The sequence below is a fragment of the Lactococcus fujiensis JCM 16395 genome (assembly GCF_002441655.1).
GTDB classification, from domain to species: domain Bacteria; phylum Bacillota; class Bacilli; order Lactobacillales; family Streptococcaceae; genus Lactococcus; species Lactococcus fujiensis.
Window position 1 is genome coordinate 1 of the sequence record NZ_JXJU01000011.1, and the last position, 26,000, is coordinate 26,000.

Consider the following 26,000-nt stretch of genomic DNA (forward strand, 5'->3'; position numbering starts at 1 on the left):
AACTGGCTCGTTAAAGTCGGCGATGATGTCAAAGAAGATGATCCTGTCGCAGAAGTACAAAACGACAAGTTGATGCAAGAAATCTTGTCTCCTTACACAGGTAAAGTTACAAAATTATTCGTTGAAGCTGGTACAACTGTAGCTGTTGGGGAACCATTGATTGAATATAATGGTAATGGAAATGCAGCTCCTGCACCAACAGCTGCGCCTGCGCAAGCCGCTAGCCCAGCCCCTACCACAACAGGAGATGTTCAATATACAAAAACTGGAGCTATGGGTCGCATTCTTGCAATGCCTTCAGTACGTCACTATGCGCGTAAAGCTGGCATTGATTTGACACAAGTCCCTTCAACTGGTCGCCATGGTCACACTACACTTGCTGACGTTAAAGCATTTGAATCTGGTGCTGTAGCTCCTGTTGCTGCTCCAACTTCTGCTCCTGTTGCTGACGTTCCTAAAGCCGAAGCTCCTAAGGTAGAAAAAGCTCCTTCTGTTAAAGCTGGTGCTGGTGATACTCGTGAACCTATGAATCCAACTCGTAAAGTTGTTTCAAAAGTCATGACTGCACAACATACACACATCCCACCTGTTACAAACTTTGATCAAGTTGAAGTTTCTAAATTGGTTGAACACCGCAAGACTTTCAAAGAACTTGCTGCTAAACAAGATATCAAATTGACATATCTTGCCTATGTTGCTAAAGCTTTGGCTACAACAGCTCACAAATTCCCTGACATTAACTCATCTGTTGATTACGAAAAACAAGAAATTGTTCATCATGAGCATGTAAACGTTGGTATCGCAGTAAATGCTCCAACAGGACTTTATGTTCCAGTTATTCATGAAGCTGAAAACAAATCAATCCTTCAGATTGCTAAAGAAATTGCCGAATTAGCTGCTGCAACGCGTGATGGTTCTTTGAAACCTGCACAAATGCAAGGCGCTACAATTACAATTTCAAACCTTGGTTCTGCTCGTGGAACTTGGTTCACTCCAATCATCAACGGCTCTGACGTTGTAATCCTTGGTCTTGGATCAATCGTTAAGGAACCAATCGTTAATGCTGAGGGTGAAATCGTTGTTGGTCAAAACATGAAATTGTCAATGACTTACGACCACCGTTTGATCGATGGTATGCTTGGACAAACTTCATTGAACTACTTGAAATCACTTCTTGCTGATCCAGAGTTCATGTTAATGGAAATCTGATAGCGGTGAAATGGCACTTTAGTGTCTATTTCTGCTAGGCGATTTACTTAGTAAACGAGCTGCCCCGCTTATTAGGCGGATGTTGAAGAATCTTTTTTCAATCTTTACCGTCATAATAAGATGTTAAAAGTCTGTCAGTACAGACGAATCAATTGTCCATACTGATGGGTTAAATTGGAGGATATATAAAATGGTTGTTGGTGCACAAGCCACAGATGTAGATTTGGTTGTTATTGGTTCAGGCCCTGGCGGATACGTAGCCGCTATTCGTGCTGCTGAACTTGGAAAAAAAGTTACTATTATTGAAAAAGATAATGTCGGCGGAGTTTGTTTGAATATCGGATGTATTCCTTCAAAAGCTTTGATTAACATTGGTCATCACTATACTGATGCCATTGAAGAAGCTGAAAAGAAAAATCCATTTGGACTTACAGTTGGCGATGTCAAATTGGACTGGGATGCTGCTCAAACTTGGAAGCAAGATAAAGTAGTTAGCCAATTGACTGGTGGCGTTAAAATGTTGCTTAAAAAACATAAAGTTGACGTTATCAAAGGGACAGCTGAATTTGTTGATAATGAAACGATCAACGTTGAGCAAGAAGATGGATTCAAACTTCTTCACTTTAACGATGTTATCATTGCAACAGGTTCACGTCCTATCGAAATTCCACCATTCCCATTCGGTGGTCGTATCGTTGATTCAACTGGTGCGCTCTCACTTCCTGAAGTACCTAAACACTTAATTATCGTTGGTGGTGGTGTTATCGGTTCTGAACTTGGTGGGGCATACCGTATGCTCGGTTCTAAAATTACTATTGTTGAAGGACTCGACCATATCTTGAATGGCTTCGATAAAGAAATGTCAGATATCATCGTTAAACGCGTTAAATCTGCAGGTTCTGACATCTTTACGTCAGCAATGGCTAAATCAGCTGTCCAAACTGACAAAGATGTTACATTGACATTTGAAGTTGATGGAAAAGAACAAACAGTGACTGGCGATTACCTTCTTGTTTCAGTTGGTCGCCGTCCAAACACTGATTTGCTTGGCTTAAACAATACAGATGTTAAAATGACTGATCGTGGCTTGATTGAAGTTACAGACTCATATGAAACGAACGTGCCACACATCTATGCAATCGGTGACGTAGTCCCTGGTCCAATGCTTGCTCACAAAGCATCATTCCAAGCCAAGGTTGCTGCCGCTGCTGTTGCTGGAGCTGACGATTCTGTTGATATCCACGTTGCTTTGCCTGCTGTTGCTTATACAACAACTGAGCTTGCAACTGTTGGTGAAACGCCAGATTCAGTTAAAGACCGCATGGATACTGTTAAGATTTCTAAATTCCCATTTGCAGCAAATGGACGTGCAATTTCAATGAACGATACAACTGGTTTCCTTCGTTTGATTACTGAAACAAAAGAAGGTGCCATCATTGGTGCTCAAATCGTTGGCCCTGGTGCGTCAGACTTGATTTCAGGTCTCTCACTTGCAATTGAAAATGGGTTGACATCTAAAGACATTTCGCTTACTATCCAACCTCACCCAACACTCGGTGAAGCAATCATGGATACTGCTGAATTGGCTGATGGTCTTCCAATTCACGTTTAAAAAAAAGTTGTCAGCTCTGACAACTTTTTTTTACTCACTCTGTCAGCGCTGACAGAGTTTATCTCCATTTTTTAACATCCTGAACCACAAACAACGTTAATTTTCAGTTCAATTTCTTCTGAACGTTCTTTATTTTTGATAACAACCATACTTTTTCCCCTTTAGTTTTCAACATTTTCAAGTAATAACATTAGCCGCAGAGGACATTAAATTTCATATCAAAATCTTCCTCTGATTGTTCTTTATTTTCAATAACTTTCATACTTTTATCCCTCCCTTCTACCTTGATATCCTTACTTCAACAACCTGCACCACAAACAGCATTGATTTTCAGTTCAATGTCATTTTCTTTTTGTTTATTTTCAACAACTTTCATATGCGTTCTCCTTTCTGAATGTAATAATATCATCATAGCGACTTTCATCATCAATGTGATGTGCCACTTCAATAATTGTAATAGGTAAATTAAATATTAAATCACGTATTTTTTGGGCGGTTTCATTATCCAGCGAAGCCGTAACTTCATCAACAAGCATGAGTTGTTTTTTTCTTAACAAAAATCTTGCTAATTCTAGTCTAATCTTTTGACCACCGGAAATATTTTCACCATTATTTTGAAGCACTGTACTTAAATCCAAATCTTGTGCAAGATTGACTTCCCTCAAAACTTGAAGCAAATCAGAGTCATCAAAATTTTGTCCCAAACAAAGATTATAACGCACCGTACCGTTAAAGATAAAAGGCTCTTGCCCAACTAAACCAAAATTTTTAAAATTCAATGGATATTTTTCACCATGACTAAGGAGACAAATATCACCTGAATTTTGTTTTAGTTCTCCGCAAATTAACTTAAGTAACGTACTTTTCCCACTACCACTTTTTCCTCGAATAAGCACTTTTTGACCTGCTTTAACATTCATGGAAAGCTTATCAAAGATTTTTTTCTCTCCGAAATTCATGGACAAATCAGAAACAACAAGTTCATCGAAGCTCGAAGCAACTTCATTTTCACTTTGTTCAATTTTAGAACCGAGCAAACTAAATATTTTCTTTCTTATTCCCTTAACTTCTTGAATATAAGAAAAAGCATAGAGAACCTGTTGCAAGGGTTGCTTTAATTGTTGGCTCGCAGAAAACAAAGCAAGTAAAACAGGGAATTTCAAGTCACTTCCATTTCCAATCATGACTAAGCCAATAACAAAGGGAACAATCTCAGCCAGTGTTTTTAAGGCTGTACTTATAGAAAAAACAATATTATTGGTAGTCGAAAGCCAGAAAAAGGCGTGTTCAGCAGCTTTTATTTTTTGGGTGTTTAATTTTAGAACGGGTTTGCTACTTCCATTTCTTAAAATAGTTGCTCTACCGTTGATACTATCACTTGCGACTTTTAATAATTCTTCACGTTTTTCAGATAGATTACTTCCAAGCTGATTTAATCTTTTATTGAAGAAAAGTTGAGGAAGCATTAAGCTCAATGCCCCCACAACAAACAATAAACCCAAAACAAGATTTTGAGAAACCATATAAATCAAAGGGGAAAAGAAAACAACCGAGAAAAAAGGAACAATCAAAATTTGTGCAAGATAAGCTTGATAAAGAAGGTCCATGTCATTTGTCAGCGTTGAAATCATTTCTGAATTTGAATATTGATTCTTAGTGCAAACAAACGATTGAAGCAAACCACTTTTTATATTCACTACCCAGCTGTAAACCAAACTATTTATTACAACATTTCCAAAAAGCATTGCAAGGGCAACATAAGCATAAAGAAGTGCCCCGATAAAACCAAATGTTAGGATTTTTCCCATATCACTTGTGCCTTGCATCTCAGCAGCTCGTTGGACGATAAGCGCTGTTGCTAACCCCATTAAAGCATTGGAAATTGTCGCCAAAACAAACAATAATAATTTCCACTTTGGAGCATATTGAAATAATATTTTTAATTCATTCCGCATCTAAAGTCACCTCGTATAAATTTTGTTTAATAAATAAATCAAGATTTTGATAAAATTTATTTTTATTTTTGTTACAAATGTATTCTTGAGTTTTATTATCAGCAAAATTTAGTTTAGGACATGTTCCCCCTTTGCAGATTAAGACAATTTCACTTTCTAAGCATTTCTTAGGGATTTTTTCACAGGTTTGAATCCAATACTTTTGTCTTTTTTCTTGATTTAAAATACCAATATTGACATCTCCAAATATATTCCTAGTGTCATATAATAATACCGTGCAAGCCATTATTTTTCCACGTACATTAAACGCAAAATGATTTGGATTTTGAGCATAACATGAAAATTGATTGTTAACACTCCAAAATGGATCTATTAATTGATAGCCAAGAGATAAAGCTTCTTCGGAAAATTGAAAAGTAATTTCTTTCGATAATCTTTCAATCTCGTATCCTTCTTTTCTATCTCCTTGCCCCCAATCACCTACGTTTCGATAAAGCATAGAAAAACGTTTATCGTTTTTGAATGGAACTCTCTCATTAATCATAAAATCTTTTACATTTTTGTAATTCTCTTTTGAAACATTGAACCGTAAAACTATGTCAAACTTTAATAAAGTCTCTTTAGCTTTTAATAGATTAGCATAAATTCGCTCAAAGCTTCCTTTGCCATTCTTTAAGACTCTTTGTTTATCATGACTTTCAAGGTTACCGTCAATCGTGATTTGAAAAAATACGCATTTACACACTTCAACTAAACAAGTCAATTTTCGTTTATCTAAAAGATATCCATTAGTTGTAATATCAGAAACATAGTCTAAATTATACTTTGCTGCAAGCTCTTGGAACTTTGATGAGAGATAAACAATTACTTTATATCCTAAAAGTGGCTCGCCACCAAACCAAGAAGCCCGTAATTTTTTATAATTTCCCTCTAGTATTTTTTGTTCAGTAAATTTAACAATATTATCCATAGTATCTTGAGACATGGCAATATTTTCAAATTTTTCGTAACAGTAAAGACAGCGGAAATTGCAATCGCCATGTGTTAAAACAGTAATTCTCAACATTTCATTCTCTTTGTCAAAAATTTGTGCTATTGATTTTTCAAATTCACTTTCTTCTGAATAAAAATTTTTTGAAATTAAATAATTTTCAAAATCAAGCTGAGTGGATTTGTCATTTTCTATCTTACTGATTAGGTTATTGGTAACTTTAATTGAGATATTATTTTTAGTATTGAATAAAATAATTCCGTCTTCAACAGATTTTGAAACAACATAGGGAGATAATTTTTTCATAATTTTCATTAACTTCTCCTTTCCTTTTTAACTTGATAAAAAGAGTGTAGCACGAAATTTTGAGATTATAAAAATCGTAACTTATTTGTTACGATTTTCTAGCTTTTCTTTTAAAACTTTTCTTACTTGTTTTGCAATATTTGGATAGCCAAAGGCTTTATAACCATTACTTAGATTGTTTAGAATATTCTTTCCTTTTTCTGTTTCATCAATCATCAAGTAATAACAACCTTCAACATACATGAATTCTTTACGGTTATGAATATCCATAGTAGGACTGTCTAAGAGTTGACGATATTTATTGATGAGACTTTCTGAGAATTGTTTATTCCTTTTTTCAATAAAATAGAGCGTAACCGTTTTAGTGAGCAGAATAATGAGCTCTTTATTTTGAGAGGATTTGTTATAGTAACTTTTGCGATTTAACAATTCAATTATGAACTCAAAGATCAATGCTTCGCTCAAAAAATTAAGAAGTTCTCCAAATAAATAAATTTCTTGCTGTCCCCATTCTAATATAGAAAAGAGATAATCAGCAACTTCTTGAGCTTCATTTTCAGTAATTTGGTAATTTTTGATATGATTTGACGCAAGTATAGCTTTAGCTTCCAAACTATTCCAATAATAGATTTTTTGATTCATTTTTGAAAAATTTTGTATTGATTTTTCATACAAATTTTCAATTTCTTCATAGTTACCTAGCTCAGTTAAGCGTTGTAATTCATCAATAAAGTTTGATGCTTCAGACTGTTCAAAGTCTCGCACATAAGATAAATATTCTTCAAAAGTTATTCCTAATTTTTCGACCAACTTGCTAATTTTAGTCAGCGTAATATCTGATTCATTCCGTTCAAATCGAGAAAGTTGGACTTTTGAGGTAATATAATTTGGAGAATTTTTATAATCTCCAGATACTTTTGACAATGATAAATTTTTAGATTCTCTTAATTCTCTGAACGTTTCGCCCCAAGATTCTTCAACCATTATATTTCGCTTTCTTTATCTTTTCATAATATCAGCCCATGAGCCGGGTTGCATACTGTCCAAAAACTTCTTTGATTTGAGGCGTAGCCCGACGTATTCGTCATAGAGTCCGTCAATGAATTGACGGAGCTTCTGCTTCATTTCTGGCTTGATAGAGATTTTTTTTAGCTCTTCGAGCGAAATTTCTTGAAACAAATTGCACAGATAAATCACATTAGGGTCGAGATGTGAACGGCGTAAATCCTCGCTAAAATGCTTGTGGCACAGACAGGCGTTAAATTTGTAAGAATAATCAAACGGCCCTTGCGTGGTGTGGCAAAAGGTACATTCGGCAAAATTGAGCGAAATTCCGAAACGTCCGAGGACTTGCAGCTCGAAAATATTCGTGATAATTTCCATGTCAAAACCTTGGTCAAGCAGCTCCAGCGCCCGAATCAGAAAACTGTAAAGCGTTGGATCGTACTGGTTGTCAGCAATCGCGGCGTCCGCAAGGCTGATGATATAGCTCGCGTGAGCATTGACGAAAATATCCTCAGAAATGTGCTTGTAAGTCGTCGTGTCGCCAACATCGTCCAAAAAGCTAAAGCCCTCGTCATTAATGACTGCGTTAATCTGCGCCGCTGTAAAGTTCTGTAAACTACTCGCATACTTAGATTTACTGAAATTCTTGACAAAAAACATACGCTTGCCGAAACTTTCTGTAAACATCTTGACAAGCTTGTCTTTTTCTTTGTAATTCTGACTGTACAGCACTAATGCTCGTGTTTCAGCGTCTCTCATTTTGCTCCTTTCTATTGGTTGTATCAACTTGGTTTACAGTAGTGTAAACTTTAATTATTTGTTAGTTTAATTATATCAAAAAACTTCTGTCAGTACTGACAGAAGTTCCGTAATTACTTATAATTTTGTTTTTCAGGAATCACGCCACGAACGCCACCAATTGGATTTTCGACATCATTTTCATAACGTGGAATCAGATGCACATGACAGTGCAAAACCGTTTGCCCTGAAGCTTCGCCAATGTTTATTCCGACATTGTAGGCATCCGGGTTAAATTTTTCATCGTCATATTTTTTGCATTTTTCTAGTAGCTCGTCAATCGCTAGTTTTTCAGCTTTCGTGAGTTCAAAAAAGCTAGCTTCATGCCGTTTGGGCACAATTAGAATATGCCCGTTTGAAACTGGATTTTGGTCAAGAAAACATTTTTCCCATTCATTTTCAAATAATATTTGAGTGAGCTCGCAAAATACACAAGCCATTACCCCCGCTGCTCCGCTACATAATCTTCCAACCGCGCCATGGCAGTCTTAATAACCTCCATCGAAGCCGCATAAGACAGGCGAACAAAGCCTTCGCCGAATTGCCCGAAGCTGACCCCAGGAATAAATGCAACTGCTTTTGATTTGGCAAAATCTACGCAGAAATCGAACGAATTTTGAATCAAATCAGCTGGAATCTTGGCGAAAATGTAAAAGGCACCGTCAGGTTTGATAATCCCGAAACCGAGCTTTTCCATGTGCTCGATGATGTAATCGCGACGCTTGAGGTACTCGACTTTCATTGGCAGTGCGTCGTCCTGCCCGTTTTTCAGCGCTTCAATCGCCGCAAATTGAGCCTGCGTTGAGGCTGACGTGACAAGATATTGGTGGGTCTTGATAATCTGCGCTGTCAATTCTGACGGAGCGAAAATCAAGCCAATTCGCCATCCTGTCATCGCGTGCGATTTTGATAAGCCGTTCAACAAAATCGTCTGTTCACGCGCAAATTCGGCGATAGATGCATGCGCTTCGTCAGTGTAATTCAGTTCGCTATAAACTTCGTCAGCAATGACAAAAACCTCGTGGCGCTTAACTACATCAGCCAAGGCTTTTATTTGCTCTCGACTATAGGTTACGCCAGTAGGATTAGCTGGATAATTCAAAATAACCGCTTTAGCTTTTCCAGCATGCGCTGTGAGCGCAGAATCGAGCATTTCAGGCGTCAAAACAAAATCATTAGCCGTTGTGTCAATTTCGACCAAAGTTCCGCCAGCGAGCGTTATGAGCGGTTCATAGCCAGGGTAGGCAGGAGCAGGAATCAAAACTTCATCCCCAGGCACTAAAATGGACAACAAGGTTGCGGAAATTGCTTCTGTAACACCAACTGTAACCAAAATCTCATTTTCAGGGCTATAATGTAACCCATATTTTGACGCCAAAAATTCACTTGCTGCAATTCTTAAATCAAGTAAGCCAGCCATCCCTGTATAGTGACTCTGATTGGCTTCGATTGCTGCAATTCCTGCTTGTTTAACGTGTTCAGGTGTGTAAAAATCAGGCTCACCTAATGTCAATTTGATAATCCCTGGGATATTAGATACTTGTTGGTCAAACTGTCGAATCATTGAAACAGCAATTTTGTCTAAATTTGGGTTGAATTTTTTTGTTAAGTCCATAAAAGCCTCCGATAAAAACTATTTGCGTTCCATTATATACTTTTTTCTGATAATTTTCACGATTACAACAAATAACTGAAGGAATAAAAAAAACTAATCCTAAGATTAGAAATTTTTGAGTGAGATCGTAAAATACGACTCACGGAAAGGTGATGGCTCGGCAGGGGCTCGAACCCTGGACCCATAGATTAAGAGTCTACTGCTCTACCAACTGAGCTACCGGGCCAAATATGAATTCGTTCACAGAACGTACTTTATTATTTTACCACAAATTGGAATAATTGCAAGAATTTTCTCATCTACATCTGAAAGACTTTCACAATAAAAAAATCCCAAATCGCTTTGGGATTAACTTTCAACTTATTCGTAAAGGGCAAAACCGCCGCCCCATGTAATTTTTTCGGCCCCAGCTAATGAGATTTGCAAGAAACCAATGGACTCCAACTCACGCGCACGTTTCAAGCCGCCTGCATCAAGAACAGCCAGTCCACTGCCATCTAACGCATTTTTCAACGTTTTTTTGGCCTCAACATCATCGCCAGCAAAAAGAACTGTAGTTTGGGTGGCATTCGCTACTTTTTTGGTGACCAGAGTTGAAGCAAATGTTGTATTAAACCCTTTTACTACAGAAGAATCTGGCAATTTTTCAGCAATTAACGCCGCTGCCGAACTATCAGCAGGGACAACTAAATCATCAAAAGTTGTAAAATCAACCGGATTTGTAATATCCACAACAATTTTTTCCTTCAATTCATCTTTATACTGCTCAATAATGTCTGAAACCGCAGGATAAGGAACTGCAAGAACAACGATATCCCCCAAACTTGTCCGGGGTGTTTTTGAGTCGAGATAATGAACAGTATTGCCCGCCTTTGTAAAATTATCACCAATTGCTTTACCCATACTGCCTTTACCAAAGATACTAATGTTCGCCATAAGCGCCTCCTTAATTAAAAACATTTATACACCAACATTATAGCATTGACTAAAATTAATTTATGATAATTTGTTTTAATATTGATAACAAAGAAATAAAAAAGAGAAAATTAATTCTCAATTATTAACTTTAGTTTTATTTTCATTTCTCCTTATATAATCTGATTTCAATATTCCCATAAAATAAGAGTCATGGTACTTACCACCAGCAAAAAATTGTTGTTTAATCGTTCCTTCAATCTGAAAGCCGAGCTTTTTGTATATATGAACTGCTTTGGCATTATCGACATCAACCCACAAATATACTTTGTACATATTGAGCGTATGGAATGCATAATCAACACCTTTTTTCAAAGATTGTTGAGCATACCCGAGACCCGAAAATTTGTCAGTGATGACAATTTGTATTTCACAGTTCCGATGAATGTAGTCAATGCTGACCAATTCAACAATTCCCGCAAATATACCATCTAAATCAACAACAAAACGACGTTCATGCGTATCGTGAATATGTTTGTCGTACAAGCTTGTTAACTCATCAAGCGACTCATACGGTTCCTCAAACCACAAACGCATTGTCTCAGCCTTATTATCGATAATATGAATATTTTTTAAATCCGTTCGCTCCAATGCTCTAATTTTCATAGGCTATACTCTACTTTCGTACTGAATTTATTCTTGATTTTCTAGCATTAAGTCAGTTATTCCCTTGAGAATCACTTTATTTTCTCTTGATAAATGGCGGTAATTGTACACCAATTGGTTCTCGTCAATCGATTCAACAAACTCGGTAAGAGACATTGTCCGTCGCTCGTTTTGGGTTCCCAACAAATAACCCTTATCGACTTCTAAAAATTGAGACAAGCTTTCTATGGTCTGAATCCGTGGAACGTTTGTACCATTCTCCCATTTCACAATCGTACTTTTATTTACTTTCATCATTTCAGCCAACTCTTGCAAGGTTAATGCCTTGTCCTTACGAGACTGTCTAATGCGTTCCGATGTCAATGTCATTTTAATTCCTCCTATAAAATGGCCTTAATAAAATCAATTAAATGACTTAAAGCCTTCGTCTCAATAAGAATCATAAGTCCAAGGCCAATATAAACAATTGCGAGCACCCATCTGCTGTACCTAGACAATAGATCATGAAAATGCGGTATCCTTGCTAGATATTGGCCAATAAATCCTAGAATAAAGATATTTACCATAAATGTAATGATCGAAATAAGGAGTATATGAGTATGTAAAGTCATGAAAAATGGTGTAAATAATGCTATATTATCTGCTCCACAACTTGCAAATGAAAGAAAAACAACCATTACAAATAGATTTTTTTGATTTCGTTTTTCTAAAAGCTCGTCGAGCTCGTCCTCGTCATCATCACCAACAAACAAATATTTCAGGCCAAAAGATAATGGAATCAATCCCATCAAACCCAAAATCCATTGTTGTGGAACTAACTGTAATACCAGTGCAAAAACTAAGCTCGCTAATACCAAAAGACTCGAACCAACAATCTGCCCCCAAGCAATTGCAGCATGTTTCTTCTTGTCAAATTTAATAAATAAAACGGTTAAAATTAACAGTAAGTCAAGCGCTGTCGCCCAGTACAAAACAGTGGATTTTAAAATAATTGTGATCATCATTAAACTTTCTAACACTTTTAAGTGACTATCCTCTTACCATTATACATTAATTATAAAGTGTAAACCATTAAAATCATTGGTTTTACTCCGTCCATTCGAAATAAGATTACAATTTGACAATTCTCTTTTTTTATTCCATAATTTTGAAAGATAAGGAGCAGAAATGAAAAACTATTTTTTTGATTTTGATGGCACATTAGCGGATTCAGGGCAAACTGGAATAATGGCAATTCAGGCGGCCTTCAAATCTTTTTCTCTTGATATTCCAAACGCAGAAACCATTCAATATTATATGGGGATTCCTATTGAAATATCTTTTAAAAAAATGAGTGAACCTCATCAATTCACATCAGCTGAATTTGATGAATTATTGCAATCCTTTCGAGACTTCTACCAGTCCTATGAAAATCAGTACTTGAGTTTGTTTGACGGTATCAAAGAGGCACTCATTCATCTTTCTGAAAATGATAAAAACCTATTCGTCGTTTCAAGTAAGCATTCTTCATCATTAATACGAAATTTGGACCAGCTTGGTATCCTCAATTTTTTTAAGGCCGTTATTGGATCTGATCAGGTTGAAAATTATAAACCAGCACCCGACGGAATTAATGCTTTAGTCGACAAATACCATTTATCACCCAAGGATTCAATCATGATTGGAGATGCTATTTTTGACCTCCAAATGGGAAAAGCCGCAGGAGTTCACACTTGTGGCGTTACGTGGGGAGCGCATGATGTCGTAAGCTTAAAGTCTGAGCAACCAGATTTCTTGATTGACTCTCCTTCGAAACTCATGAAATTGGATAAATAGAACTCAAGCCAAATTGGAATGAGCCTTTGACATTCTTGACATTTAGTGTTACTATTAGCAAGTAGATTTTATTCTTAGTAATATATTTTAGGATATTCTTTTCTCAAAATGGGATTTACAAAATTTAAGGAAAGGAATACACTTAAATGACACAAGGTACAGTAAAATGGTTTAACCCAACTAAAGGTTTCGGTTTCATCACTGCGGAAGATGGCACAGATTTGTTCGCTCATTTTTCACAAATTCAAACATCTGGATTCAAAACACTTGAAGAAGGACAAAAAGTTTCTTTTGAAGTAGAACAAGGTCAACGTGGACCTCAAGCTACAAACATTACAGTAAACTAAAAAAACACTCCGTTAGGAGTGCTTTTTTTATTATATGACCCATAGCCTACCTAATATTTAACACAAAGTCAATAAATCCACCAATCGGAAAAAGCAACCACCAGTACATTGCAAAAAATTGCCAACCATTCATTTCTTCCCTTTTTCTGATGTATTTATTTTTATTTGGATCATAAATAAATTCTTGAGGGTCAATTTTAGGACCACTTGTTTCGATGCCCGAAATTAAATAATCAAGACTCACGTTAAAAATTTTTGATAGACGTTCACATGTTTCTACATCAGGAACAAAATCACCAGATTCCCACTTAGAAATAGCCTGCCTCGAGAAGAATAATTGTTCCGCAAGCCAGTCTTGTGATTTATTTTGTTCTTTTCTTAACTTCTTAATTTGTTCTCCAATAATTATTGCCATCATATTTCCTCCTGCTATATTTCGTTTGTTGACATGATTCTATCATAAATCTAATTAGAAAAAAGCAAAAGTAAGAGAAATTTGCGCAACTGTCCGTTGCTAACACTCTGTTAAATATTGATATTATTGAATTTAAAAAGTTGCAGATAAAATTTATTTTTTTCAGTAGGATTCAAAATATCAATCAATTTTCACAGCCATATAATCCTCTCTGTATTCCTCTCCATTTAAACCATAGTAAATAACGTTGCGGTTGATAAAATCAACTTCATATTTGACCACACCTGCTCCCCAAGTATTTTCTAGAAATTCAAGAAAAGTTGTTTGTCCCGCCTGATCAATCCGGAGAATTGCTATTAATTTTTCTTTATTAAATTTCGGACAGGTAGACGCACCATCAATCAATGATTTTCCTGGAATCACTAAAGCATCATCTTCCGAAATATAAAAACTGGTTGCGGAGGGGAGTTGCCACATATTCTTTAAAAAACCTTCTCGTCTCAAACACTCTGCTAGGTAAGGAAAACCTCCAACTTTTGGACGAACTTTTTCCGATTTTTCCATTGCATTTTTTAAATGTTGCTGTAAATCCATCGAATACCTCTATTATTTTTATTTGATGATTAATTAAAACACATAAAACAAAAAATTTCACAAGCTCTGCTTATAATTAGAAAAAAAAGTAGGATATCCAAATCCATAACTTTTATTATTTTATTATTGAGAACAGAAAAAACACTGATTGAATGCCGTATGCTCACCCACGTATTGAACCCGCTCAAAAGCCAGGTGGGTGTTCTCGCTTCTACTTAGCTGCTCCCCGAAGGTATGCCATGCTGTAGAATGTCTCATGAACCCCTATGCAATACAAAAAATAGTCGGTCAATTAAAAGAGTAAGCTCGCACATTCCAGTGTTTCTCTATGTCTTTATCTTATCATTTTATATAATTTTTTTCAACTGTAAACGTTTTTTTAATGTCTTTCTGCAATTCAAACGAATGAAATAAAAAACACAAAAATCCGCCTTATGAAGCGGTTTTTTATGTTTATTTTGCATATTTTTTGACAACAGTTTCGATTTCTGTAATCAAATCATTATCTGAAAGTCCGGTGACCTCCTTGATAACGTCTGTCAGTTCTGCTGAAGCCAATTTTTCTTGTAATTCTACCGCTTGAGCGTCTTCTGGATCATCATAAGCGAAAATTTTTCCGACGACATCTAGATGAGCTGTATAAGTTTTTCCATGCGCTTTAAGTTCACGAATGGGACGAATAAAGCGTTCATCGTAGCCAAGTTTACGAATTGGTGTTCTTCCAACTCGAGTCACTTCATCAATAATTTCAGGGTTGGCAAAGCGTGAGATGATAACATTGTGATATTCAACAAGACTTTCTTCAGTGAAATATTCTCCCCATTTTGAAAGGAGCAAGGCCCGTGTTTCTGCCTGAACGGCTTTTAAGGCAGCTAATATGTCTTCGTCTTGTAATCCTTCGAGAATTGTTTTGTATCCCTTATAAGCTGAATTATAAGCAACCGTAGCATGTCCAGAATTGACGGAGAATAATTTACGTTCGATGAAAGGTTCCAGATCAGTGGCATAGTGAACACCATCTAATTTGAAAGAAGAATTCTTTAACTGGCTTTCGTCAATTACCCATTCATGGAAAGGCTCAACTTCAACATAAAGAGGATCCTCGTGGTGTTGTCCTGGGACAATTCGGTCAACGGCTGCATTAGGAAAACCGATAAATTCAGTAACATAAGCCTTATCTTCATCTGATAAATATTCATCGACTTTATCGCCCAAAAATGTTGACCCACCAATCATGTTTTCACAAGCAATTATATCAAGTGGAGCCTTTGAACCAGCTGATTTTCGTGTTTGAATACCTTTGGCAATCAACTCAGCGATATAAGGCAAAATATTTGGACCAATTGCAGTCGTAACTACGTCTGCTTCAGAAATTGCCTTAACGACTTCTTCTGGATTCTTCCCATTATTTATGCCTCGAACACCTGAGACGCCCACTTTTTCATGCTCTGGGCTAGCGATTCCAATTTCATATTTACCACGCGCATTGAGTGCATCAATAACAGTTTCATTCATGTCAATGAAGACAATCTCGAATCCGTTTTGACTCAAAATTTCACCAATAAAGCCACGTCCAATATTTCCTGCACCGAAGTGTACCGCTTTTTTCATGATTAAATTCCTTCTTCCGTTTTTATCTACCTCTTAATTATAATGCGAATTAATTCACTTTTAAATAAAAACTTTGGCACAAAAACAAGTGCCAAAGTTTATTTGTTTAAATTAATTTTCAAAGAATGAAGCAATTTCTTCAACACTCTTTGCATCTGCAATTTTGACTACATTGTCCACATCAGCACAGAAAATAGAGATTTTTTGAATTAAGTCTAAATGTTCGTTGCCTACACCGGCAATACCAAAGAGGACTGTTGCAATTTTAGGGTCCTCTTCCGTCCCAAAATTTACACCTCTTGGAACTTGTACAATAGTTATACCCGTTTTAAGAACTTCTTTTTTGGCTTCATCGGTACCGTGAGGAATTGCAATGAAATTCCCCATGTAAACTGATAATTCTTCGTTTCGTTTAATCATTGCAGGAACATATTCTGGATTTACGTAGCCCCCCTCAACAAGAAGGCTTCCGCAATATTTAATTGCCTCTTCTTTGTTTTCAAAATGTTTGTTTAATTGAATAAGATTTTTTTGAATTTCCATTATTATACTTGGCAGTCGCTAAACTTTAGACTGCACGTCCTTTCTATTCGCCATACTTTCGAATGGATTCTGTAATTATTTGTCTCAATAATTCAATTACAACGGCATAGTTTCCTGAACTATAAATCGTTGTGTAAAGTTTGTTTTCAATAATCGAGCTTGAAATTTTCCCAAGGAGATAAGCCGCATAATCAGCAACCTCAGGTGGTGAAAGTAACAATAAGACCCGATTAATTCTAATCATTTTACGATTCATCGCCATCACTTCAATTTCTTGGCTTAAATCAAAAATTTGAAAAAGTGGTGCTTCAACTGTTTTATGTACACCGTGGAGAAGTGCTATTTTAGTCTCTGGAATCGCCAGATGCGTCTCATCAAATCGTTTTTTTAGCACATAAGCCAATTCTGAAGGATTGCTTGTGTTGACATGTGTGACAACTTGGTTGACTACATCTGTCAAAGAGGACCGATTTTCGAGATTTACTATCTCAAAATCGGTCAAAATTGAATTTCCAATACTGAAAAGCTGGTTCAAATTGACAAATTCTTTTTCGCTCTCATCACTAATGACAGGTTTAGTGTTTTGTTGAATGGCACGTAATTTGTGTCTAATTTCATCCAAATTGTTCTGCTCAAGCGTTCGATTGACATAAATGTAATCCTCTAAATTGGTTTCCGTAGTAAAAATAACATCATATCTTGTTTTGTCAAAATCAAAAGAAGGTTGAATCAAATCAATTTTTTTAAGAAACGGGAAATTTTTCCGTAAACTGCTCATAAGTAATTCACATGAAATCCAGCCCCTATTAGTAACCAAGGCCGAACGCAATGGAAAAACTAAATCACTTCGCTCCAATGTAGCCACAAAATGCATTGTAACAAAAGCCACTTCCATGCTAGAGAAGTTCTTTTTAAAAACAGAAGGTAAACTTTGCTTTACAACATCGTAAACTTTTGGATTATCTGATTCAATGTTCTTCACAAAATCACTTTGCTTTTCTGAAAATAAATCCGGCAACAAATCTGTCTCTTTCAGGTGAGCATACAGCAATCCGTAAAGACGATCATCTTTACTGAATTGTAAACCTAACTCCATAGAAACAGTATCAATTAATTTTCTGATTTTATATGAAAAATCAGAATCGAATTTTTCCATGAATAAGACTTCTCGGCCGAAGCCGAAGTATAGAACATCGTAGACAACAGCAAGATATGTAATTTCGGAAATCGTAAATGCTCTCGTCTGTAGATTTGAAATTAAATGATTGACAAAAGCCAATGCGGCTTTACTTGGGCGCCGGACTCCATCAGTACTGACCGTTTTTCCTTGCTGTAAACGAAGTAAACTTGCTGTAAAGAACAGTTGCATTAAAGCCTGTGTTTTATCTGTCATTTCAGGCAGGTCAACTTTTTGAAAAGCTTCTCGTGCAATCAATAATTGTTCTAAATCCAATAATGAGATCAGTTTGTTTTCGCTGATTTCACCAGTCAATATGTCTGAAATATGACTGATTGCGTTCAAACTAGATACTAGAACCGATCGAATTTTTTCTTCATTCCCTTCTATTTCCAACCCTTGCTCACGTTTTAGATATAAACCATTTTCATTCAAAACACTTTGAATCAAACGTAAATCACTCGTTACTGTTGGCTGACTTATTCCAAATTTTTCGGTCAGTGTAAGAATTGAAGCTTTGTTGTCAATAAGCATCAATAATTCACCGAATAAGCGTTCAGTGACAGAATATTCAATAAGCTCCTGGGCATTTATAAGGACTGACAAATCTCCTTTTAGAGAATATCCTTCGTCATCTGTTCTAAGCTCAATTCCTGAAGGTAATGAATTCTGTAATTTTTCTAAGTCTCTGTAAAGTGTACGACGGCTTGTTTCTGTAACCTTCAGCATCTCCGCTATCGTGAGTGAGCCTTGGCTAATAAAAGCTTGAATAAGTTTTTGTTCGCGGCTTGTAATTATCATCACAATACTCCTGAAATACCTTTTTATTATATTTTAACACTTTTAGTTTACTAAAAGCATCATCAGCCCTGATACGGTAGAATCAGAGCTGACAGGATGTTTATTTATTTAAACGAGCAACCATTTTATCGTATTCAGGTGTTGTAATTAAGCTCTCAACTGACAAATGTTGTGCATTAGGTGCTGCTTTCTGCGCTTGGTCTGTAAACTCTTTTGTTGTAACAATCATAATATTTGATGCATTGAAAGCGCCAAGGCCAACAAAGTTCGTTTCAGAAACAGGAATTTTAACGTCGTGATTGCGGAAAATTGAGCTGAGTGTTTCTTTACCCATTACGCTTGATCCCAAATGAGCGTCATCATGTGCAAATACGACTTCGTCAATCTGGTTCAAATCAATATCATCTTCAATATCGTCAGCACTTACAGATGCCGTTGTTGTTGCTGCTGCTGTAGCTAAACCTGTCAACGAATCAATGATTTGGTCATATGTAGGAGAACTCATAAAGTTCGCCACTGTATATCGAATAGAGTCAGGAGCCATTGTCGCAGCTCGTGGAGCTAGTTCTTCTTGTGTGACAACAATTGTATCGGCGCCTGCTTTTAGATTCGCAATAGCCACGTTTGTGACGTCTTGAGGGAGGCCAGCTTTCTTAGCTTTATTACGTAAGATTGAAGCACCCATTGCTGAAGAACCCATTCCGGCATCACATGCAAAGATAATGTGTTGAATATTTCCGAAGTTAGCATTTGTATTGCTTTGAACAGCTTGTCCTTTAGAAACTGCTTTATCTGCAGCAACACCAGCTTTAGCATCTTCGAAAGCTGTATCATCAACTAAAGATTTATCACGTTTCAAGATGATTGCAGCAATGATGAATGATACGGCAGCTGCAGCCATGATTGCAATGAAAATTTTCACGAAGTTCATTAAGCCACCTGCCTCAGGAGAAGAACCTTGAGCAAAAATAGCAATAATTGAACCCGGTGCTGCTGGAGCAACTAAACCAGTATTCAAAATATTATTTGTGAACGTACCAGTAACACCACCTGCCATAACAGCAAGGAAAAGGGCTGGTTTCATCATAACATATGGGAAATAAATTTCGTGAATACCACCGATGAATTGAACAACAATTGCTCCAGGAGCTGTTGCTTTTGCAGTTCCTTTACCGAAGAGCCAAAAGGCAATAAGGATACCAAGACCAGGTCCAGGGTTTGCTTCCAGAAGGAAGAGGATTGATTTTCCAGCCGTCTTAGCTTGTTCCAAACCAAGAGGTGTCAATATACCATGATTAATTGCATTATTCAAGAACAAGATTTTTGCAGGTTCAATGAATAAGTTTGCAAGTGGAATCAAATGATTTGAAATCAAGATATCAACACCATCATGCGCAATATTTGTAAAGAATGAAACAAATGGCTCTACAACTTTATAAGAAATAACAGCAAGGAATAATCCCATAAAACCAGCTGAGAAGTTATTAACTAACATTTCAAGACCAGTTTTAACTCTAGGTTGAACCCATTCGTCAAATTTCTTTTGAAGATATCCACCAAGAGGGCCGACTACCATGGCTCCAAGAATCATTGGGATACCAGGGCCAACTTCAGCAGCAACAAAGGCTCCGAAAGCACCAATTGCACCAACGACACCACCACGGTCTCCGCCATAGACGTTTTTACCACCCGTGTAGGCAATTAATAGTGGAATCATGTATCCTAACATTGGGCCAATAACATTTGCAATCTCCAAGTCGAATGCTTTTGTCGCTGGGAATAACGAAACTAGCCACCCACCAGGTGTTAAGAATAATGATGTCAAGAATCCCCAAGCAATCAACGCAGGGATGTTCGGCATGACCATCATTGACAAGAAAGTACCAAATCGTTGTACTCTTATTTTCATGCTAACTTTTTCAGTCATTTGTATCTCCTCCAGATATAATAATTTCATTAGAAATTTCATATCAATTATTAATAATAAGTTCTATACTTAAATTGTAACTGTTTTCATTTTTCCTGTAAATAAAAACCTTGGCACATTTTTCTGTGTCAAGATTTTTCAACTGATTAATTTTATATTAAAGTTTTACTTCATTGTATTTTGTTCATTAAAGGTTGTTGCTGGCGAGACATAGGACATCATTAAACTCGGTCCAGTCGTACTTGCCATCCTAAAGCGGGGCAGTGTCATCAATCCATCCGAAGCAGTGGCTTCTTTTGCGACAGCACCATTTCGTCCAGGATCGATGATACCATAAGAATAACCTAAATTTTTTGCGATTTGAATTGTTTCTTGATTGTACCCCCCTGCTGGATAACAGATAATATTCGTATCCTGACCTAGTTCACTATCTAATTCTTTTTTTGATTGTTGAAGTTGATAAGTCGCATCTGCCGTACTCAATGTCCCTAAATCCAAGTGACTCACTGTATGACTTATAAAATCGACCAAGCCACTTGCCTTCATCTCCTTAATTTGTTCCCAAGTCAAAATTCCAGACTGATGATTATCAACAAATCCAGTAATAATAGCACCTGTGGCATGCATATTATATTTTTTCAGCAATGGAAAAACATCCCGATAAAGTGTCAATGAACCGTCATCAAAAGTCAACCAGACCATTTTATTGCTCGGTTTGGTGTGAGAAGTCATAATCTTAATTGCCTGTTCTGAAGTAACAGTCGTATATCCAGCATTCTTTAAAGCCAGAAGATCGGCCTCTAGTGTCGAATCAGGCATCCAGTTACTCCCACCAGCCAAATCAGCTGCTTGTGATGAAGCATAGTGAAACATTAAAATTGGTAATTCATTGTCAGTTTTTGATTGTAGCCATTTTTGTGTGGGACCTGTCGTTTCCGATTGTCCCGAGCTGGATGTTTTTCTGTTACTATTACTTCTCGAAGAGGTTTGAGGAACTTTTGAATTACTTCCCGAAGCTTCACCTCTATTCAAAACAGCTGAAATCCCATAGACAATTAGTGTGATTAAAAGAATCGAAAATATAAGAAATATTACATTTCTTATGCCATGGTGTTTTTTCTGGTATTTGTTAGCTCTTTTTTTCATATTCCCCTCCCAACGTCAAGATTATAACACAAGTTTTGACTTTGGAAAAGGATTTTTAGTCATTTTAGATAAAAAGAATCATTTGATATTTAAAAAAATTTATTGGAAAATATAAATAATATTAGATAATATTATGATATAATTTACCTTATCATGTATTGAAGGATGAGTTATGAAAAAAACACGATTTTTATTGATTTCCCTTTTTTGTATTGTTGTGCTTTCATCCTGTTCAGATAAGAATAGTGCATCTTCTAAAAGTAATCCTAATGATGGTTCAAGCTCTAGTAAATCTGTGCTATCTAGTTCAAAAGTAAAAACTGAAGAAAGTATTTCAGCAACAACTCTATTCTCCGGTTACAGCGAGGACCAAATTGAATATGCACGCGTTACAGAAGCAATTATTCATTATTACAAGGGGGATTACCAACCTGTCTCTATTGAAGTTACCAAAAATGGTCAGAATCACCACGTTTTCCCATATAAAGGTTCAATAACCATACCTGAGGATACTGTTACCCTGTCTTTCAGCTATGACAATACAATGGCAGGAACAACAAATATTACATATCATTCAAATCAAAATGGTTCCATCAAATTTTACAAAAATCCTAACCACTATCAAGACGAAAGATACCTCAACGATCCAACATGGGTCAATGAAGAATCCAAAAAATTACTGAATAGTAGTCAAACGCTTGAAATTCCACTTACGTATGATAAGCTTGCTTCACAAATAATTTCATTAATTAATATAAAATAAAAATCAACCTTCTGGTTGATTTTCTTTACATTAGGAAGTTCATTTATATCACACCCTCTACCATATAAACCAAAACAACAAAAAAATCAGCCAAAGCTGATTTTACTTACTGCGGTTGTCAGACTCGAACTGACGACATCATGATTAACAGTCATGCGCTACTACCAACTGAGCTAAACCGCAATCTAACTTGGCAACGATCTTATCTCACAGAGGGCAACCCTCAACTACTTCCGACCCGATAGGACTTAACTACTGTGTTCGGCATGGGAACAGGTGTATCTCCTATGGCATTATCACCAAATATGGGAAACTCAGGATTCGAACCTGAGACCCCTGCGTTATCAACACAGTGCTCTAACCAACTGAGCTAGTCTCCCTAAATATTAAGCGGATGACGAGAATCGAACTCGCATGGTCAGCTTGGAAGGCTGAAGTTCTACCACTAAACTACATCCGCATGGTATTATTGAGATGATTAATATCATCAATGGCGCGGGACGGAATCGAACCGCCGACACATAGAGCTTCAATCTATTGCTCTACCAACTGAGCTACCGAGCCTAAACAAATTAAATTGTAATTGCGGGAATAGGATTTGAACCTATGACCTTCGGGTTATGAGCCCGACGAGCTACCTAGCTGCTCCATCCCGCGATAAAATAAAAAGGAGGATGTGGGATTCGAACCCACGCGTGCTTTTACACACCTGACGGTTTTCAAGACCGTTCCCTTCAGCCGGACTTGGGTAATCCTCCATGGCTGATATATAATATCAATAGTCGGTACGGGATTCGAACCCGTGTTACCGCCGTGAAAAGGCGGTGTCTTAACCCCTTGACCAACCGACCTTGTTGATCCGTACCTCTCAAAACAGTACTTCTCTATTATACAGTATTATAGATATATGTCAAGAATAAAGTACGAATTTTTTTGTTTTTTTTTAAGTTAATTCGGTTATTGACTCAAAAAGCCTGATAATATAAAGAAAAACAGCTTATTCAGCTGTTTCTGTTTCTTTTTTATTATCATTGTCATCGGATACTTTTGGTTCATCAGAAGAATTCGTTACACCACCAGTATAGACATTGGGATTTGTAAAATCATTTTTGTCAGAAAGTGATTCTTCAAATGTTTTTGGTTCTGGAACAGTTTCTGCTTCGGCCTCATTTGGCATTTTACCAGTATCAAAGAGTGACTTGATTTGATTCGCATCAAGTGTTTCATATTTAAGAAGAGCTTCTGCGATTGCTTTATGTTGTTCGCGATGTGTCTCAATTGCTTCTTTAGCGCGGTCATAAGCCTCACCCAAGATACGACGTACTTCGTCGTCGATCATAACAGCTGTTGCTTCAGAATACGTCTTCGTTTGTCCATAATCACGACCAATAAAGACTTGATGATCTCCTTCATATGAAACCATACCAAGTTTTTCAGACATTCCATATTCAGTTACCATTGAACGCGCAATATGTGTTGCCTTTTCAATATCATTCGAAGCACCTGGAGTAGCTACACCAAAGACAATTTCTTCACCTAAACGACCACCCATAAGACTAGCAAGTTGGTCTTTGAGATGGCTGTCTGTAGGTTGCATAATTTCTTCATCTGGAAGGGCCAACATATAGCCACCAATACGTCCACGTGGAACTACTGTGACTTTACGAACCGTACTACCATTTTCAAGTACAAGGCCTACGATAGCATGCCCAGCTTCATGATAAGCAACAATTTGACGTTCACGTAGTGACTGGATGCGATCTTTCTTAGCTGGACCAGCCATTGCTCTGTCCATACCTTCGTCAATATCTGCAGCATCAATTTCTTTTTTGTTTTGGCGAGCAGCAACAAGTGCAGCTTCATTCAAAACATTTTCCAAATCGGCACCAACATAACCAGGTGTTTGGGTAGCAACAGTATGAAGATCTACATCTGCACCCAATGGCTTGTTTTTAGCATGTACTTTGAGGACAGCTTCACGTCCTTTAACATCTGGCGCACCAACTAAAACTTTACGGTCAAAACGGCCTGGACGAAGCAATGCTGGGTCCAACACATCTGAACGGTTAGTTGCTGCAATTACAATGACTGACTCACCTGTATCAGCAAAACCATCCATTTCAACCAATAATTGGTTCAATGTTTGTTCACGTTCATCGTTACCACCGCCAAGACCAGCGCCACGTTGACGACCAACGGCATCGATTTCATCAATAAAGACAATTGATGGAGCTGTTTTCTTTGCGTTTTCGAACAAATCACGTACACGTGAGGCACCAACACCGACGAACATTTCGACGAAGTCAGAACCAGAAATACTATAGAAAGGTACTCCTGCTTCACCAGCAACTGCTTTGGCAAGCAATGTTTTACCTGTTCCTGGAGGGCCTTCAAGGAGGACCCCTGCAGGAATACGAGCACCTAGATCATGATATTTTTTCGGATTTTTGAGGAAATCAACAACTTCAACAAGTTCTTGTTTTTCCTCTTCTGAACCAGCAACGTCAGCAAAACGTACTTTGGAAGTTTTAGCATCTTGTTGTTTTGCACGAGATTTACCGAATGACATTGGATTTCCAGCGCCACCGCCACCGCGGTTACCCATTCCACCCATCATGAGCCAGAAAATACCAACCATCAAAATCACTGTCAACAATGGTGAAAGTAATGAAAGCCAGATTCCGCTTGATGAAGCTTGAATAACATTAACTTTTGTACCACTGCTATCTGAGGCTTTTTGGATATCTTGAATGACACTATCAGTTGGAATGATGTAGGCTTGGAATGATGTAACTTCCGATGTTGTTGTCCCCATTAAAGGAGTGCTAGTCTCAACTTTTTTTGCCTGTTTATAGTCCCCTGTTACAGTAAGTAAACTGTCCGATGGTTGCATCGTGATTGTCTTGATGTCACTATCTTTGAGTTTAGTCATTAACTCGCTGTAGCTAATCTTATCAACATTGGTGTTATTGTTACTAACGAAATAGTTGATTCCGACAACAACAAGGATGACTAATAGAACCCATAAAAATGTATTTTTAATGAATCCGCCATTTTTTTTGTTGTTATTATTCATAAGTTCCTTGTCTTTTATTTTATTTAGCACTGTAAAAACAGCACCATTTTGTAATAGTTATAACATATTTCTTAACGAAATTCTATTGGTAAGTATTGGTCAAACTCTTTTTCATACTTTAGTCTGATTTTTGACTGTAAGCACTGACATTTTTATCAGGAGAGATAAAAATTAGTTAGAATAAATTTCTTCTTTTAAAACACCGACATATGGAAGGTTACGATAATGATTTTCGTAATCTAAACCAAACCCAACAACAAATTCATTAGGGATTGTAAATCCAGTCCAATCTGGTTCGATTTCAACAATACGTCCTTCAGGTTTATCAAGAAGAGTAACAATTCTTACGTGTGCACCACGGTGTTCAAGTAATTCTTTAAGATACTTGAGGGTACGACCAGTATCAATAATATCTTCAACAATTAGGATTTCGCGATCTCTAATGGCAGTATCAACGTCCATGATCAATTTCACTTCACCGCTTGATTTTGTACCACCATGGTAGCTTGAAACAGTCATAAAGTCCATTTCCATGTGGGCATCAATATGTTTAATAAGTTCAGCCATGAAAGGAACCGAACCACGCAAAATCCCAAGAACCAATGGATCTTTATCTTTATATTCTTCAGTAAGTACTTTACCCAACTCAGTTGAGCGGATACGAATTTCTTCTTCGGACACAAGTACTTTTTCTATATCTTTTTCAAGCATTT

Annotated in this window: 24 protein-coding genes, 8 tRNA genes, 1 rRNA gene and 1 other RNA gene; 5 read left to right on the forward strand and 29 right to left on the reverse strand. The window is 36.9% G+C overall.

The features are described 5' to 3' along the window. A partial coding sequence (locus tag RT41_RS08190; RefSeq protein WP_096818843.1) for a 2-oxo acid dehydrogenase subunit E2 occupies positions 1 to 1,209 on the forward strand: 1,209 nt, incomplete at its 5' end. A 190-nt stretch (positions 1,210 to 1,399) separates the two neighbouring features. Continuing rightward, the gene (gene lpdA / locus RT41_RS08195) at positions 1,400 to 2,821 is read left to right on the forward strand and encodes a dihydrolipoyl dehydrogenase (RefSeq protein ID WP_054639700.1); all 1,422 of its coding nucleotides are present in this window, start codon (positions 1,400 to 1,402) and stop codon (positions 2,819 to 2,821) included. Positions 2,822 to 3,183: 362 nt separating this feature from the next. Here the strand turns inward: lpdA and RT41_RS08200 are convergent, their stop codons facing one another. The 11 genes from RT41_RS08200 to RT41_RS08250 form a co-directional block, all read right to left on the reverse strand. Beyond that, positions 3,184 to 4,776 (reverse strand): ATP-binding cassette domain-containing protein, encoded by a 1,593-nt coding sequence (locus tag RT41_RS08200; RefSeq protein WP_096818845.1) that lies wholly within the window; start codon positions 4,774 to 4,776, stop codon positions 3,184 to 3,186. Then, complete coding sequence (locus tag RT41_RS08205; protein WP_096818847.1) at positions 4,766 to 6,082, reverse strand: radical SAM protein; 1,317 nt, start codon at positions 6,080 to 6,082, stop codon at positions 4,766 to 4,768. The genes RT41_RS08200 and RT41_RS08205 overlap by 11 nt, the downstream gene beginning before the upstream one ends. 72 nt (positions 6,083 to 6,154) lie before the next feature. Then, entirely contained in the window at positions 6,155 to 7,057 is a 903-nt protein-coding gene (locus RT41_RS08210; RefSeq protein ID WP_096818850.1) for an Rgg/GadR/MutR family transcriptional regulator, read from the reverse strand. A gap of 15 nt (positions 7,058 to 7,072) precedes the next feature. Further along, positions 7,073 to 7,837, reverse strand: coding sequence for a DNA repair protein RecO (recO, locus tag RT41_RS08215; protein WP_096818852.1), 765 nt, complete (start codon positions 7,835 to 7,837; stop codon positions 7,073 to 7,075). 113 nt (positions 7,838 to 7,950) lie between these two features. After that, positions 7,951 to 8,316, reverse strand: a complete 366-nt coding sequence (locus tag RT41_RS08220) for an HIT family protein (RefSeq protein ID WP_054639707.1) — start codon at positions 8,314 to 8,316, stop codon at positions 7,951 to 7,953. Then, positions 8,316 to 9,491, reverse strand: coding sequence for a pyridoxal phosphate-dependent aminotransferase (locus tag RT41_RS08225; RefSeq protein WP_096818854.1), 1,176 nt, complete (start codon positions 9,489 to 9,491; stop codon positions 8,316 to 8,318). The genes RT41_RS08220 and RT41_RS08225 overlap by 1 nt, the downstream gene beginning before the upstream one ends. Positions 9,492 to 9,644: 153 nt before the next feature. After that, positions 9,645 to 9,717, reverse strand: a tRNA-Lys gene (locus tag RT41_RS08230). A 134-nt stretch (positions 9,718 to 9,851) separates the two neighbouring features. Next, positions 9,852 to 10,427, reverse strand: a complete 576-nt coding sequence (locus tag RT41_RS08235; protein ID WP_096818856.1) for an NADPH-dependent F420 reductase — start codon at positions 10,425 to 10,427, stop codon at positions 9,852 to 9,854. A 117-nt stretch (positions 10,428 to 10,544) separates the two neighbouring features. Continuing rightward, positions 10,545 to 11,072 carry a GNAT family N-acetyltransferase gene (locus RT41_RS08240; protein ID WP_096818858.1) on the reverse strand — a complete coding sequence of 176 codons (528 nt, stop codon included), beginning with the start codon at positions 11,070 to 11,072 and terminating at the stop codon, positions 10,545 to 10,547. A gap of 27 nt (positions 11,073 to 11,099) precedes the next feature. Further along, positions 11,100 to 11,441, reverse strand: a complete 342-nt coding sequence (locus RT41_RS08245; protein ID WP_054639708.1) for a helix-turn-helix domain-containing protein — start codon at positions 11,439 to 11,441, stop codon at positions 11,100 to 11,102. A gap of 11 nt (positions 11,442 to 11,452) precedes the next feature. After that, entirely contained in the window at positions 11,453 to 12,076 is a 624-nt protein-coding gene (locus RT41_RS08250; protein ID WP_245811650.1) for a cadmium resistance transporter, read from the reverse strand. 163 nt (positions 12,077 to 12,239) lie between these two features. Here RT41_RS08250 and RT41_RS08255 point away from each other — a divergent pair, with 163 nt between their 5' ends. Together RT41_RS08255 and RT41_RS08260 are read left to right on the forward strand one after the other, a co-directional pair. Beyond that, the gene (locus RT41_RS08255; protein WP_054639709.1) at positions 12,240 to 12,887 is read left to right on the forward strand and encodes an HAD family hydrolase; all 648 of its coding nucleotides are present in this window, start codon (positions 12,240 to 12,242) and stop codon (positions 12,885 to 12,887) included. A 146-nt stretch (positions 12,888 to 13,033) separates the two neighbouring features. Then, positions 13,034 to 13,234, forward strand: a complete 201-nt coding sequence (locus tag RT41_RS08260) for a cold-shock protein (protein ID WP_054639710.1) — start codon at positions 13,034 to 13,036, stop codon at positions 13,232 to 13,234. Between the two features lie 46 nt (positions 13,235 to 13,280). Here RT41_RS08260 and RT41_RS08265 read toward each other — a convergent pair whose 3' ends face one another. The 8 genes from RT41_RS08265 to RT41_RS08300 form a co-directional block, all read right to left on the reverse strand. Beyond that, a complete protein-coding gene (locus RT41_RS08265; RefSeq protein ID WP_096818860.1) occupies positions 13,281 to 13,652 on the reverse strand; it encodes a helix-turn-helix domain-containing protein in 372 nt (123 codons plus the stop codon). Positions 13,653 to 13,829: 177 nt separating this feature from the next. Continuing rightward, entirely contained in the window at positions 13,830 to 14,243 is a 414-nt protein-coding gene (locus tag RT41_RS08270; RefSeq protein ID WP_096818862.1) for a DUF1398 family protein, read from the reverse strand. Positions 14,244 to 14,380: 137 nt separating this feature from the next. After that, a non-coding RNA gene (ssrS, locus tag RT41_RS08275) (6S RNA) lies at positions 14,381 to 14,568 on the reverse strand. Positions 14,569 to 14,696: 128 nt separating this feature from the next. Next, positions 14,697 to 15,854 carry a mannitol-1-phosphate 5-dehydrogenase gene (locus RT41_RS08280; RefSeq protein WP_054639712.1) on the reverse strand — a complete coding sequence of 386 codons (1,158 nt, stop codon included), beginning with the start codon at positions 15,852 to 15,854 and terminating at the stop codon, positions 14,697 to 14,699. Positions 15,855 to 15,965: 111 nt separating this feature from the next. After that, positions 15,966 to 16,397, reverse strand: a complete 432-nt coding sequence (locus RT41_RS08285; protein WP_096818864.1) for a PTS mannitol transporter subunit IIA — start codon at positions 16,395 to 16,397, stop codon at positions 15,966 to 15,968. A gap of 43 nt (positions 16,398 to 16,440) precedes the next feature. Beyond that, positions 16,441 to 18,375 (reverse strand): BglG family transcription antiterminator, encoded by a 1,935-nt coding sequence (locus tag RT41_RS08290; protein WP_054639713.1) that lies wholly within the window; start codon positions 18,373 to 18,375, stop codon positions 16,441 to 16,443. 100 nt (positions 18,376 to 18,475) lie between these two features. Then, complete coding sequence (locus RT41_RS08295; RefSeq protein WP_054639714.1) at positions 18,476 to 20,302, reverse strand: PTS mannitol transporter subunit IIBC; 1,827 nt, start codon at positions 20,300 to 20,302, stop codon at positions 18,476 to 18,478. Positions 20,303 to 20,467: 165 nt separating this feature from the next. Continuing rightward, positions 20,468 to 21,448 carry a polysaccharide deacetylase family protein gene (locus tag RT41_RS08300; RefSeq protein ID WP_096818866.1) on the reverse strand — a complete coding sequence of 327 codons (981 nt, stop codon included), beginning with the start codon at positions 21,446 to 21,448 and terminating at the stop codon, positions 20,468 to 20,470. Positions 21,449 to 21,620: 172 nt separating this feature from the next. Here RT41_RS08300 and RT41_RS08305 point away from each other — a divergent pair, with 172 nt between their 5' ends. Next, a complete protein-coding gene (locus tag RT41_RS08305; RefSeq protein ID WP_096818868.1) occupies positions 21,621 to 22,211 on the forward strand; it encodes a hypothetical protein in 591 nt (196 codons plus the stop codon). Between the two features lie 109 nt (positions 22,212 to 22,320). Here RT41_RS08305 and RT41_RS08310 read toward each other — a convergent pair. The 10 genes from RT41_RS08310 to hpt form a co-directional block, all read right to left on the reverse strand. Beyond that, positions 22,321 to 22,394: transfer RNA gene (locus tag RT41_RS08310), tRNA-Asn, on the reverse strand. Positions 22,395 to 22,399: 5 nt separating this feature from the next. Continuing rightward, a 5S ribosomal RNA gene (rrf, locus tag RT41_RS08315) occupies positions 22,400 to 22,515 on the reverse strand. A gap of 2 nt (positions 22,516 to 22,517) precedes the next feature. After that, a tRNA-Ile gene (locus tag RT41_RS08320) sits at positions 22,518 to 22,591 on the reverse strand. Positions 22,592 to 22,600: 9 nt separating this feature from the next. Beyond that, positions 22,601 to 22,671, reverse strand: a tRNA-Gly gene (locus RT41_RS08325). A 31-nt stretch (positions 22,672 to 22,702) separates the two neighbouring features. Continuing rightward, a tRNA-Phe gene (locus RT41_RS08330) sits at positions 22,703 to 22,775 on the reverse strand. Between the two features lie 19 nt (positions 22,776 to 22,794). Continuing rightward, positions 22,795 to 22,868: transfer RNA gene (locus RT41_RS08335), tRNA-Met, on the reverse strand. Positions 22,869 to 22,879: 11 nt separating this feature from the next. Next, positions 22,880 to 22,969 (reverse strand) — tRNA-Ser (locus RT41_RS08340). Between the two features lie 21 nt (positions 22,970 to 22,990). Then, a tRNA-Glu gene (locus RT41_RS08345) sits at positions 22,991 to 23,062 on the reverse strand. Between the two features lie 146 nt (positions 23,063 to 23,208). Beyond that, positions 23,209 to 25,287 carry an ATP-dependent zinc metalloprotease FtsH gene (gene ftsH / locus RT41_RS08350; protein ID WP_096818870.1) on the reverse strand — a complete coding sequence of 693 codons (2,079 nt, stop codon included), beginning with the start codon at positions 25,285 to 25,287 and terminating at the stop codon, positions 23,209 to 23,211. Positions 25,288 to 25,458: 171 nt separating this feature from the next. Next, positions 25,459 to 25,998: a hypoxanthine phosphoribosyltransferase gene (gene hpt, locus RT41_RS08355; protein WP_054639715.1), complete on the reverse strand. Its 540-nt coding sequence runs from the start codon at positions 25,996 to 25,998 to the stop codon at positions 25,459 to 25,461. Positions 25,999 to 26,000: the final 2 nt, after the last annotated feature.